The organism is Thalassospira sp. B30-1 (assembly GCF_015767575.1).
In the GTDB taxonomy this organism is placed as follows: domain Bacteria; phylum Pseudomonadota; class Alphaproteobacteria; order Rhodospirillales; family Thalassospiraceae; genus Thalassospira; species Thalassospira xiamenensis.
In genome coordinates this window covers 420882-432941 of the sequence record NZ_CP065232.1, presented here as the reverse complement: position 1 = coordinate 432941, position 12060 = coordinate 420882, and the positions used below count along the sequence as shown (strand labels likewise).

At 54.6% G+C, this 12060-nt stretch carries 11 protein-coding genes and 1 tRNA gene; 10 read left to right on the top strand and 2 right to left on the bottom strand.

Annotated elements, in window-relative coordinates; genetic code table 11:
• The first annotated feature begins 33 nt into the window (after nt 1-33).
• From IT971_RS02010 to IT971_RS01970, 9 genes are all read left to right on the top strand, one after another.
• Nucleotides 34-1371, top strand: a complete 1338-nt coding sequence (locus IT971_RS02010) for an ABC transporter substrate-binding protein (RefSeq protein WP_063095258.1) — start codon at nt 34-36, stop codon at nt 1369-1371.
• Between the two features lie 23 nt (nt 1372-1394).
• Nucleotides 1395-2708, top strand: coding sequence for an ABC transporter substrate-binding protein (locus tag IT971_RS02005; protein ID WP_007089015.1), 1314 nt, complete (start codon nt 1395-1397; stop codon nt 2706-2708).
• 74 nt (nt 2709-2782) lie between these two features.
• Nucleotides 2783-3682 (top strand): branched-chain amino acid ABC transporter permease, encoded by a 900-nt coding sequence (locus IT971_RS02000; protein ID WP_063095260.1) that lies wholly within the window; start codon nt 2783-2785, stop codon nt 3680-3682.
• A gap of 1 nt (nt 3683) precedes the next feature.
• Entirely contained in the window at nt 3684-4631 is a 948-nt protein-coding gene (locus tag IT971_RS01995) for a branched-chain amino acid ABC transporter permease (RefSeq protein ID WP_063095261.1), read from the top strand.
• On the top strand, nt 4628-5404 hold the full coding sequence (locus tag IT971_RS01990; RefSeq protein ID WP_007089018.1) for an ABC transporter ATP-binding protein: 777 nt from the start codon (nt 4628-4630) through the stop codon (nt 5402-5404). Before IT971_RS01995 ends, IT971_RS01990 begins: the two co-directional genes overlap by 4 nt.
• The gene (locus IT971_RS01985; protein ID WP_007089019.1) at nt 5401-6063 is read left to right on the top strand and encodes an ATP-binding cassette domain-containing protein; all 663 of its coding nucleotides are present in this window, start codon (nt 5401-5403) and stop codon (nt 6061-6063) included. The genes IT971_RS01990 and IT971_RS01985 overlap by 4 nt, the downstream gene beginning before the upstream one ends.
• Nucleotides 6064-6085: 22 nt before the next feature.
• Entirely contained in the window at nt 6086-7240 is a 1155-nt protein-coding gene (locus tag IT971_RS01980; protein WP_063095262.1) for an iron-containing alcohol dehydrogenase, read from the top strand.
• A 15-nt stretch (nt 7241-7255) separates the two neighbouring features.
• Entirely contained in the window at nt 7256-8731 is a 1476-nt protein-coding gene (locus tag IT971_RS01975; protein ID WP_167332765.1) for an NAD-dependent succinate-semialdehyde dehydrogenase, read from the top strand.
• 20 nt (nt 8732-8751) lie between these two features.
• Nucleotides 8752-9906, top strand: a complete 1155-nt coding sequence (locus IT971_RS01970) for an iron-containing alcohol dehydrogenase (protein WP_063095263.1) — start codon at nt 8752-8754, stop codon at nt 9904-9906.
• A gap of 101 nt (nt 9907-10007) precedes the next feature.
• On the opposite strand, the gene IT971_RS01965 is transcribed toward IT971_RS01970, so the two are convergent.
• Complete coding sequence (locus IT971_RS01965; protein WP_063095264.1) at nt 10008-10955, bottom strand: cyclase family protein; 948 nt, start codon at nt 10953-10955, stop codon at nt 10008-10010.
• Between the two features lie 203 nt (nt 10956-11158).
• Nucleotides 11159-11244: transfer RNA gene (locus tag IT971_RS01960), tRNA-Leu, on the bottom strand.
• Nucleotides 11245-11467: 223 nt separating this feature from the next.
• On the opposite strand from IT971_RS01960, the gene IT971_RS01955 reads away from it, so the two are divergent.
• Entirely contained in the window at nt 11468-12055 is a 588-nt protein-coding gene (locus IT971_RS01955; RefSeq protein WP_037990576.1) for a YqaA family protein, read from the top strand.
• Nucleotides 12056-12060 lie beyond the last annotated feature (5 nt).

The following is a 12060-nucleotide window of genomic DNA, read 5'->3' as shown; positions in this document are numbered from 1 at the left end:
GAATGGAACAACCATTCGTAGGGAGGATACATCATGGAGATGCTCAAACGCCCGGTTTCCGGGTGCATCACCATAATTATTGCCACGTTCACAATGCTTGTCGCCAATAGCGCACAAGCCGAACGTTTTGAGCTGGGCGCATCAGCCAAAGAAGCGGATGCGGTGATCGGCTGTTTGTACCCCATGACCGGTCGATCAGCGACCTATGGTCGAGACAGCATCGTCGGCATTCAAATCGCACTTGATGACCTTGCCGCTGAAACCAAGGCAGGACTAACCCCACCAAAACTTCGCATCATTGCCGATGATCCGCGATCAAAGGCGTCTTATGCCGTGCGTTTGGCACAGGACTTCATCGCCAAGGATAAAGCCCGGTTTTTCTGCGGGATCGTATCATCAGGCGTTGCCCACGCAGTAAGCGACCTTGCCCGTCAGGAAAAAGTCATCATGATCGGAACCGATCATGCATCTTCTCGGCTCAGCATCGAAGCCGGTCATGATTATTATTTCCGGGTCACAAATGACAGCTGGACCAGCATGGCCGCAGGGGCGCGCTATCTACGCGACATTCAAAAGGAAACTGGCTGGAAACGGCTGGCCTTTGTGGGGCCCGACTATGATTATGGGCATGTTTCCTGGACAGACTTGCAACTGGCACTCGATGGCCTTGGTGTTGAATATGAAACCGTCAGCGCATTATGGCCCAAGCTCTATGAGCCGGACTATTCGATCTATATCAATGCCCTGCAATCGGCGAAGCCGGACGTCGTTGTCACCGCACTTTGGGGTGGAGATTTCATTGCCTTCATCAAACAGGCATCAACGACCCGTTTCTTTGAAACCACCCGTCTGGCCAATTTTGATACCGGTGCCAATTACGATGTGATGATGGCGCTGGGTAATCAGCCCTATCCCGGTCTGATCCTTTCGGCTCGTCATCACAATAATTGGCCAGAAACCGGACGTAACAAACGATTTGTCGCGCAATTCCATGACCTGACCGGTCGTTATCCGACTTATGCCGCCGAGGGTGCCTATACCGGCATTATTGCAATTGCGCGTGCCATCGAAAAGGCGGGCGGCTCAGACGATGACAGGGCACTGATCACCGCACTCGAAGGGTTGCAACTGGCCCTGCCCGAAGACCCGCCGGGCTTTGCATCCTATATCGATCCCGACACCCACCAGATTGTCCAGGCGCAAGCCGTGGGCACGGTCGTCCACAACGAAGATTTTCCGCCATCGAAACTGATGGTGGGAAATTGGGCGATCTATGACGCCGAAGACCTCAAACCGTCAAAAGAGATGGTCAAACGCCGCCGCGATGCCGTGGCCGGTGGGTCTGAGGCTGTTCCACCGCCATCTCCATAGACCTTTCCCAAGGGAGGAAAAAAGTGAAGAATAATAAAACAACTTTCAGCAATTATCTGGTTTCGGGCGTCGCTGCCCTTGCCTTGACGGTCGGCCTTGCATCAGCTGCATCGGCTGCCGAAAACGGCAAATTCCGCGTCGGCATCGTCACCTTCCTGTCTGGCCCGGCTGCTGGTCCGTTTGGCGTTCCTTCTGCGAATGCCGCCAAAATTCTTGTCGAAGCGCTTAACAAGGGAGAAGTACCGGCACCTTATAACAAGCTTGGCATCAATGGGGCGGAAATCGAAGCAGTTATTATTGATGAGGCTGGTGGTGCAACCAAGCAGGTTGAAGAATACCGCAACCTTGTCCAGCGCCAAAAAGTTGATGCCGTGATCGGCTATGTGTCTTCGGGTGATTGCCTCGCAGTTGCTCCTGTAGCAGAAGAACTGAAAACCTTCACTATTGCGTATGATTGCGGCACTCCCCGCCTGTTTGCGGATAACCCCGATGCACAATATATGTTCCGTACCGGCCTTGATGCATCGGTCGACAATATCGGTGCCGTTCGCTATCTCAAAGCAACCCGTCCGGACGTAACCCGTCTGTCAGGTATTCAGCAGAACTATTCCTGGGGTCAGGACAGCTGGGCTGACTTTACCGCTGCAGCGGCAAAACTGCTGCCGGAATCAGAAATCGTCGAAGAACAGTTCCCAAAAATCTATCAGGGCCAGTATGGCGCAGAAATCTCTGCCCTGTCGGTCAAACGTCCGGAAATCGTCCACAGTTCCTTCTGGGGTGGCGACATGGAAGCCCTGGTTCTTCAGGCAAATGCCCGTGGCCTTCTTGAAGACGCCACCGGTTTGCTAACCTGCGGTGAAGCGAGCCTTGCCACCTATAAAGATCAGGCACCAAATGGCATGATCATTGGTGCGCGCGGTCCGTTCGGTGCATTTGCGCCGGACAACGCCCTGAACACCTGGTTCAAGGGTGCTTATAACGCCGCCTATGATCTTGATCCGGTTTACCCGGCAACCAAGATGGCACAAGCGATCCTCGGCCTGAAATTTGCCGCTGAAAATGCCGGCCTTGCCGACAAGGAAATCCCGACCGCAGATCAGCTTGCGACGGGCCTCAAGGGGGCAACCTTTGAATCCGTTTCGGGTACTGTCGAAATGGCGCGCGGCAATGGTCATCAGGCGATGCAGGGCATCACCTATGGCGAATATCACTATGAAGACGGCAAGGCGTCCATCGTCAATACCGTTTCATTCTCAGGCGAATGCGTAACTCCGCCAGAAGGTGTTTCTGCCGCAGACTGGATTGCCCAGGGCTTCCCGGGCGCTCAGTGTAACTAAACGCAATCTTCCTGCGATGCGGGCATCTCTTTTGGGGGATGCCCGCCCTTTTCCCTGCACACTGGATATTTGTGATGACAAGTCTTCTTGCCGTCCTGATTGATGGCTCGATCTATGCATCGTGGCTGTTTCTCGTGGCCGCTGGCCTGACCGTGATTTACGGGGTGATGCGCATCCTGAACATGGCGCACGGCAGCTTCTATGCCATTGGCGCCTATTCGGCAGCATCCCTTGTTGGCTGGTATTTCAACAACGGTATCGGCCCGGCCTGGATCAGTTATCTTTTGCTGGTTGGTGCGGCACTGGTTGCCGGACTGATTGTCGGCGTGATCATTGAACGCGGATTGCTGCGCCTGATGTACGGCCGCGACGAAATCCTGATGGTGATCATTACCTATGCGCTTTTGCTTATCCTTGAAGACACGATGAAAATCGTCTGGGGGGTCAATCCGTATTTCGCCTATCAGCCCTATTCCGAACTCGGCCGAACGTCTTTTGGACTGCTTAAGGTTTCGAATTACGACCTGTCGCTGGTCGGGGTTTCGGCCGTCATTGGCCTTGTTTTGTGGGGACTGCTCGAACGCACCAATACCGGCAAGGTATTGCGCGCGGTGATCCATGACCGCGAGATCGCGGTGGCGATGGGCGTTAATGTCCGCCTCATGTTCACCATCACCTTTGTCATCGGTACCATCCTTGGTGCACTTGCCGGTGCGCTGACCGCACCTGCCATCTCGGTTGTGCCGGGTATCGGGATTGAAGTCATCGTTCTGGCCTTTGCCGTGGTCGTGATTGGTGGACTTGGCAGCATCGGCGGTGCCGCGGTTGGTGCCCTTCTGGTTGGATTGAGCCGCGCCGCTGCCGTTCATTATGCCCCTGAATTCGAACTTTTCGTCATTTACGGCGTGATGTCGCTGGTTCTGGCGTTCCGCCCTGAAGGCCTTTTTGGCCGTACTTTGGCGAGGAAAATCTGACATGCGCTTCGATAAAACTGAAATCTCGCTTGCTGCAATTGCGATTGCCTGCGTGCTGTTCGGGTTTGTATCGCCCGGCTGGCTGATCTTCCTTTTGACCATCGCCTTTGCCAAAGCCCTCGTTGTGCAAGGCGTTGTCATGCAGATGCGCTCCGGCCTGGTATCGTTTGGCCAGGGCCTATTTTACTGCATTGGTGGATATACCGTCGGCATGGGTGGCCAGTTCTTTGGCATCCATGATGCAATTGCTGCCCTGACCCTTGGCATGCTGGTGGCAATTGCGGTTGCCATGTTGCTGGGGCTGTTGCTGACCCGATATCGGGACATCTTCTTTGCGATGCTGTCGCTGGCCTTTTCGATGATCCTGTTCGGCATCCTTGTCAAAAGCCCTGAACTGGGCAGTACGGACGGATTTAACGTGCATAACTGGACCGTCTTTGGCTGGGCACCAGAAGGCGGCGAAGGCAGTCAGCTTACTGTATTCACCCTGACCGTTCTGGCAGGTCTGGTCATTGCCGTTCTGATCCACCGTTATACCAAGGCCGGGATCGGCGTGATCTGCGAAGCCGTTCGCGAAAACGAAGTCCGCGTAGAATATCTTGGTCTCTCGCCGCGCTGGCTACTGTACGGCAACTATGTCTGTGCCGCAGCAGTTTCCGCACTTGGCGGTGGATTGACTGCCCTGGCCACCGGGCATGTCGACCCTGAAATGGCCTATTGGACCACATCGGGCGAATTCATCTTTATCGCTCTTCTCGGCGGGCTGGGTCATGTCGCCGCTCCGTTCATTGCTGCCGTGGTTTTCTCGGTCGTGCGGACCTATGCAATCGAACTGGTTCCCCATACCTGGCAGATGATCCTCGGATTTACCCTTTTGGGTGTCATCGTCTTCCTGCCTAAAGGGCTCTGGAGCCTGGTATCACGGAAAAAGTCAGGAGAACGTGCATGACTGTCATTCTTGAAACCAGATCGCTAAACAAGGAATTTGGGGCGGTCATCGCCGCAAAGGACCTTGATGTCCGGATTTCCAAAGGTGAAATCGTTGGCGTCATCGGGTCCAACGGCGCGGGCAAGACAACCTTCATCAATATGGTGACCGGTTATCTTAAGCCGACCCGTGGTGAAATACAGTTTAACGGCAAGTCTATTCTTGGCCGTTCGCCACGTGCCATCACCCGTGCTGGCATGGCACGTTCATTTCAGGTTGCACAACTATTTCCTGAAATGACGGTAATCGACAATCTGATCGTTGCCCTTGCCGCTGCCGAAAGTCCACGCCCAAGCTTCCTGAGCCCGCTTCGCAGCGACAAACGCATCGCACGGGCCGAAGACATCCTGCGTGAATTCGGTGTCGAAAATTATCGTGATTCATTGGTGACGGCAGTTCCGCAAGGTGCACGCAAACTGGTGGATATCGCCATGGCCCTGATTGGTAATCCGCAGATGCTTTTGCTGGATGAACCGACCAGTGGCGTCAGCATGGACGAGAAAACCGCCCTGATGGACACCGTGATGAATGCCGTCCGCCAGCATGGTGTGACAGTGCTGTTTGTTGAACATGACATGGATGTGGTCGAACGTTACGTTTCGCGTGTTCTGGCCTTCTATAGCGGTGAAATCATCGCCGACGGCAACCCGTCGGCGGTTCTTGCCGAAGAACGCGTGCGTGATCTCGTGACCGGCCATCGTCCCACCCACAAAAAGGGGAATGGCGCATCATGACGCTTGAAATCAAGAACCTGAATGTTTCAATCGGCAACATTCCGATCCTGCGTGATGTTTCTCTGACCGTTCCGTCCGGGCAGATGTTTGGTCTGATCGGTCATAATGGTGCAGGCAAAACCACATTGATGCGTGCCATCATGGGATTGCTTGAGGCCGACGATGGTTCCATTACCTTTGATGGCAAGGATCTGCGCAAAACGGCTGATTTTGGTCGGGCAAAAGGCGGTATCAGTTACATGCCCGAAGACCGCCGCCTGATCCCGTCACTTACGGTTGAGGAAAATATTCTTCTGCCTGCATGGGCCAACGGCATTGCCGATGCCAGGGAACGTCTGGAATGGGTTTATGACCTGCTTCCGGAAATTGCGCAGTTCCGGGCGCGCCGCGCCTTACAGCTTTCGGGGGGACAGCAAAAGCTGGTCGCACTTGGCCGCGCCCTTATGCCGGGCCGGAAGTTGTTGCTGCTTGATGAACCGTTCGAAGGTGTTGCCCCGGTTCTGTCACGCCGCCTGTCCGAAGTCATTTCCAACCTTGGCAGCAGCGGTTTGTGCGTCCTGATTTCCGAGTCAGATGACACCCATTCCGCCGATCTGGTGACAGGGAGCTACCGCATCGAACGCGGCACAGTTTCCCCATCAGCAACCCAGTTCGCCTGAACCGGCCAACGCGAGGACCCCCATGTCAGATTTTACATTTGAAACCACGCCCCGCGTCATCTGCGAGTTTGATGGCGCACTTCAGTTGGGCAGCCTGTGTAACGAGTTCGGCGCAAAACGCGCCATCCTCATCACCGATCCGGGCCTGCAGAAAGCCGGATTGATTGATGCCCCCTATCAGGCCCTTATTGATGACGGGATCGATACTCTTCTGTGGACACGTGTTGAAGCCGACCCGCCTGAAAGCACCATCCTTGATGCCGTAAAGGGCGCGATGGATTTCGCGGCCGACATCATTATCGGCCTGGGTGGTGGATCATCAATGGATACAGCCAAGCTGGTGGCCTTGCTGTGTGGCAACCCGCAGCAACTTGATGCGATCTATGGGATCGGTCTGGCAAAAGGACCGAGACTACCGCTTATTCAGGTTCCAACCACCGCAGGCACCGGTTCCGAAGTCACGCCCATTTCCATCGTTACCACTCCGACCCAGGAGAAAAAGGGCGTTGTATCGCCGCTTCTTTATCCGGATGTCGCATTGCTTGATGCCAAACTGACGATGGGTCTTCCTGCATCGATTACGGCAATGACCGGTATTGATGCGATGGTTCATGCAATAGAGGCCTATACAACCAAGCACAAGAAAAACGCGCTGTCTGATGGTTTGGCCATTCGCGCGATGCAGCTGATGACCGCCCATATTGATGATGCGGTATCGGCAACACCATCACGCGAAGCCCGCGAAGCCATGTTGCAAGGATCAATGATGGCCGGCATGGCATTCGCCAATGCCCCGGTCGCCGCAGTTCATGCGCTGGCCTATCCGCTGGGTGGGCATTTTCATGTGCCGCATGGTCACAGTAATGCGCTTGTCCTGATCGAGGTTCTTAAATTCAACCGCGATGCCGCCCACGTACAATATGCGGAACTGGCCCGTGCTGTTCTGCCGGGTGAACGGTTTGCCGATGATAATGCCGCCTGTGATCGCTTTATCAGCTACATGACCGACATGGTCGAACGCATGCCGTTTACCCGACAGCTGCGCGATGTCGGCGTGACCGAGTCCGATCTCGACATGTTGGCGACGGACGCGATGAAGGTCGAACGTCTTTTGATCAATAATCCGCGCGAGATGACCTTTGAAGCCGCCCGCAACATTTATGCCTCCGTGCTTTAACCGCAGGATAGCCCCATGACGATTGAACTCAATGATACCGGTCTTTGGCAAACCCTTGGTCATATCAATGGCAAATGGGTGTCGGCTGAAAATGGTATAACCTTTTCAGTGACAGATCCGGCAACCGGCGCACATCTTGCCGATGTTCCCGATATGGGGGCATCCGAAACCCGGCTGGCGATTGATGCCGCCAATGCCGCCCTTCCGGCATGGCGGACAAAGACTGCCAAGGAACGGGCAAACATCCTTCGCAAATGGTTTGACATGTGCATGGCCGCACAGGAAGATCTTGCCTTGCTGATGACTCGCGAACAGGGAAAACCCCTTGCCGAGGCCCGTGGCGAAGTGGCCTATGGCGCGTCATTCCTTGAATGGTTTGCCGAAGAAGGTAAACGCATTTATGGCGATGTCATTCCCTCGCACGGTGCGGATAAACGCATCATCACGGTCAAACAACCGATTGGCGTTGTTGCTGCGATCACGCCCTGGAATTTCCCGATGGCCATGATCACCCGCAAATGTGCCCCGGCACTTGCCGCGGGCTGTACCGTTGTCATCAAACCTGCCGAAGACACGCCCTTGACCGCCCTTGCCCTTGCCGAACTCGCAAAGCGTGCGGGTTTCCCCGATGGCGTGATCAATGTGGTGACCGCATCGCACGGGGCGGATATCGGCAATGAACTGACCGGCAATCCGATTGTGCGCAAACTGTCCTTTACCGGTTCAACCCAGGTCGGCAAACTTTTGATGCGGCAATGCGCCGACACCGTCAAAAAGGTCAGTCTGGAACTTGGTGGGAATGCGCCATTTATTGTCTTTGATGATGCCGATCTTGACGAGGCCGTTGCCGGTGCCATCGCATCGAAATACCGCAATGCCGGACAGACTTGCGTTTGTGCCAACCGCATTCTGGTGCAGGAAGGTGTCTATGACGCCTTTGCCGAAAAACTTGCCGCCGCCGTTGCCAGGCTGCGTGTCGGTCCCGGCACCGAGGAGGGTGTAACCCAGGGGCCGCTGATCAATACCAAGGCCATTGAGAAGGTCGAAACCCTTGTCAATGACGCGATCAGTTGTGGCGCAAAAGCAGTATTGGGTGGCGCACGCGCCAAACCGGGTAGCAATTTCTTCAGCCCGACCATCCTGACCGGTGTTACCGCCGACATGCGGATTTTCTCCGAGGAAATTTTTGGCCCGGTTGCCCCCCTGTTCAGGTTCCGCGACGAGGCAGACGCCATTCGTATGGCCAATGATACGCCCTTTGGACTGGCGGCCTATTTCTATGCCCGTGATATCGGTCGTATCTGGCGGGTTGGCGAAGCACTGGAATACGGCATTGTCGGCATCAATGAAGGGATCATTTCCACAGAATCAGCCCCGTTTGGCGGTGTGAAAGAATCCGGTATCGGCCGCGAAGGATCGAAATACGGCATCGATGATTTTGTCGAAATCAAATATATGTGTCTCGGCGGTCTTGCCGGGAAAGCCAACTGACCGGCAACAAGGAGCCCACCATGAGTTTCATGTTTCGTAGTGTCCCGCGCATCGTATGCGAGGCGGGCGGCATTGCCAGAACCGGCACCCTGATGAAAGAACTTGGCGCAACCCGCGTCACTGTTGTTTGCGATCCGGGCATTGTCACACTTGGCTTTGCCGATCAGGTGCAAAAATCGTTGGAAGCGGCTGGTATTGCCGTTCAGATATTCTCCGATGTTAAAGCTGATCCCCCCCAGAATATCGTTCAGCAGGCCATTGATGGTGCCAAGGAGTGGCAGGCTGATGGTGTGGTTGGTATTGGGGGTGGCAGTTCTCTTGATAGTGCCAAACTTGTCGCGCTGCTTGCCAATAGCGATCAGACAATCGAAGGCATTTACGGGATCGACAAGGCAACCGGCGACCGTTTGCCCCTGATCCAGATCCCGACAACCGCTGGCACCGGATCGGAAGTCACCTGGGTGTCGGTCATCACCGATAACAATAATCTGAAACAGGTTGTTTATACCCCGCAACTGATGCCCGATATCGCGCTTCTGGATGCTGAACTGACCTATGGGTTGCCACAGAAAGTCACCGCGGCAACCGGTCTTGATGCGATGGTTCATGCCATCGAAGGATACACCAGCCGCACACGTAAAAACCCGATTGCCGATGGCATGGCGGTCACAGCATTGTCGCTGCTTGGCAAGAACCTGATGAAGGTGATAGAGAACCCCGGCGACAAGGAAGCCCGATCGGCAATGCTTCAGGGCTCACTGATTGCCGGGATGGCCCTTGCCAATGCGTCAGTCGCAGCCGTCCATGGGCTGGCTTATCCGTTGGGCGCACGGTTCCATATTCCGCACGGACACGCCAATGCACTGGTAATGGCGCAAGTTTTGCGCTTCAACCTGCCCGCCGCAAGTAAACTCTATGCCGAACTTGCGCCCTGTCTGATCGAAGATGCCGATTTCTCATCCGATGAAGATGCCGCAGAGGCCTTTGTTCGCCGGATTGAGGCAATGGTCCTTGCCAGCGGCCTTGAAACACGATTGCATGAACTGGGGATCACCGAAGACTCTCTGCCTGAAATGGCCGAGGAGGTCTTTACCAAAATCCATCGCCTGATCGAGAGCAATCCGCGCGATATGACGATAAACGATATTGAAGCCATTTACCGCAGCGTTTTCTGATTTAGCCGCTTGTGAACTCCGATTTATACAGTGGCAAAGAACCGGCGGCCTGTTTGGTCGCTTGGCCGCCGGTTCTTAAAATCAATCGAGGCGATCCCGGATTACCGAATGGCAACCGGGTTGATGATCATCTGGACTGCGCCTTTTAACTTTGCCTGCCCCAGAACAAAAAGAAACTCGTGGGCGCGGTCTGCTGCCAGATCCTTGGTGACGATGTTTTCAAGGATATAAACGCCGTTTTCTGCCAGAAGCTTCACATGAACCGGGAAGAAGGCATTCGGGTCCTCGTGAGGAACCGCTTCGAGGCCCCATGTATCTCCGCCAACCGCGACCACACCCCGCCCAGCCAGCCATTCCGCTGCTTCCAGCCCGATACCGGGTTCCGTCTTGCCATAAAGCGCATTATCCTTACCCACCAGATCAAGCCAGCCGGTATGGATCAGAACAACGTCACCTTTGCGGATTTCAGTCCCAGCCGCCTTTTGGGCGGCCATGATATCATCCAGGGTAATGACATATCCACCATCCAACCGGGCGGCTCCCTTTATCGCGGCAACGTTCAGCAGCACACCACGGGTTGCCATTGGCGGAACATTTTCAATACCCAGCTTGGTCAATCCGGTGGCAGCGACCATGTCTTCGGCGTGATTATTGTTATAGTAAGTGTGGTGATCGCCAAGATGACCAAGGCCATCAATCTGGGTTCCCACGCCGAGCCAGCCGGTAAACATGTCGTCATTATACGTTCCGGCATTACTGCCGATGGTCTTGTTGCCACTTTGCCCGGGCGAGAAAACCGTTACAGCCACACCACGCGGTGCGAATGCAGGCGTATCGCGCGAAATTTCCATACCCAGTGAGTAGACTTTTCCCTCGGAAATCAGCTTGCTTGCCGCAAGGGTTACATCTGATGAAAGATAGTTTGCGGCTCCGATCTGATCATCCGGACCAAACCGCGAGATGAACCTGTCATCTGCCGATGCACTGCCGACAGCTCCGATGAAACCCAATATTATTGATGCAGAAATCAGGATTTTTGCTTTTTGCATTTATTCCTCCCTAAGTTGATAAGCACTCAGAGAGTGGCAATTGTCGTGCCAACAAAAAGGTGACGCAAATCAGCATTTCCACCGAAAAAGGGAGCGGATACCGATCAACTCAAAACTTAGAATGATCGGTTAGCGCGCAACAGCCCGCAAACACGACACGGGATACCACGAGCATTTCTTGGAGATTGATTTTGAGAAATCGATGGTGCCCCCGGGGAGAATCGAACTCCCACTCTCAAAGAGAAACAGATTTTGAGTCTGCCGCGTCTACCAATTCCGCCACAGGGGCAGGCACATATGGGTGCATTAGCGCACCCGCCATCGTGGGGGCGGATAATAGCTGTAATTTTCGTCCGGTCAATGGGGCTTTGCGCAAAAATTACATCTTTGGCCGCAGCGGACTTTTCTCGGGAAAACGGCATTGCGAGACGGCCCCAAATGCGGTTACATCAGCCGTTCCTGGGCCATAGTGCCGTATTGTTTTTATCGTCTTAAATGCAAAGGGCGTTTCCGTGCTGCGCAGCCTTTATGACTGGACCCTTGGCCTGGCCGCCCATCGCCACGCTGCCATTGCACTTTTCATTATCGCCTTTGTCGAAAGTTCGGTTTTTCCAATCCCGCCGGACGTTCTTCTGATCCCGATGATCATTGCCGCGCCAACACGCGCATGGCGCTATGCGTTAATCTGCCTTGTCGGGTCTGTTCTTGGCGGCATTGCCGGTTATGGCATCGGCTACTTCCTTTTTGAAAGCATCGGCCAACCGGTATTGCAACTTTACGGCTATAGCGCCAAGTTCGATGTATTCCGCGATTATTATAACGAATGGGGTGCCTGGGCTGTGTTCATCGCCGGGATAAGCCCGTTCCCCTACAAGGTCATTACCATCCTGTCGGGTGTGACAGCACTTGATCCGGCAATATTCATGGTCGCATCGGTTCTGGCGCGTGGTTTGCGCTTCTTCATTATTGCAGCCCTGATCTGGAAGTTTGGCCCGGTCATTCGCGACTTTATCGAAAGGCGGCTTGGCCTCGTTTTTACCATATTTGTCGTGGTTCTTGTCGGTGGATTTGCCGCCATCAAACTGATCCCGCACGGTTAACACCG

Bases quoted from the DNA above. Each gene is read 5' to 3' on its own strand.
- IT971_RS01995 (WP_063095261.1), top strand. From the start codon at position 3,684: ATGCGCTTCGATAAAACTGAAATCTCGCTTGCTGCAATTGCGATTGCC.
- IT971_RS01970 (WP_063095263.1), top strand. From the start codon at position 8,752: ATGAGTTTCATGTTTCGTAGTGTCCCGCGCATCGTATGCGAGGCGGGC.
- IT971_RS01980 (WP_063095262.1), top strand. From the start codon at position 6,086: ATGTCAGATTTTACATTTGAAACCACGCCCCGCGTCATCTGCGAGTTT.
- IT971_RS02010 (WP_063095258.1), top strand. From the start codon at position 34: ATGGAGATGCTCAAACGCCCGGTTTCCGGGTGCATCACCATAATTATT.
- IT971_RS02000 (WP_063095260.1), top strand. From the start codon at position 2,783: ATGACAAGTCTTCTTGCCGTCCTGATTGATGGCTCGATCTATGCATCG.
- IT971_RS01965 (WP_063095264.1), bottom strand. From the start codon at position 10,955: ATGCAAAAAGCAAAAATCCTGATTTCTGCATCAATAATATTGGGTTTC.
- IT971_RS01990 (WP_007089018.1), top strand. From the start codon at position 4,628: ATGACTGTCATTCTTGAAACCAGATCGCTAAACAAGGAATTTGGGGCG.
- IT971_RS01985 (WP_007089019.1), top strand. From the start codon at position 5,401: ATGACGCTTGAAATCAAGAACCTGAATGTTTCAATCGGCAACATTCCG.
- IT971_RS01975 (WP_167332765.1), top strand. From the start codon at position 7,256: ATGACGATTGAACTCAATGATACCGGTCTTTGGCAAACCCTTGGTCAT.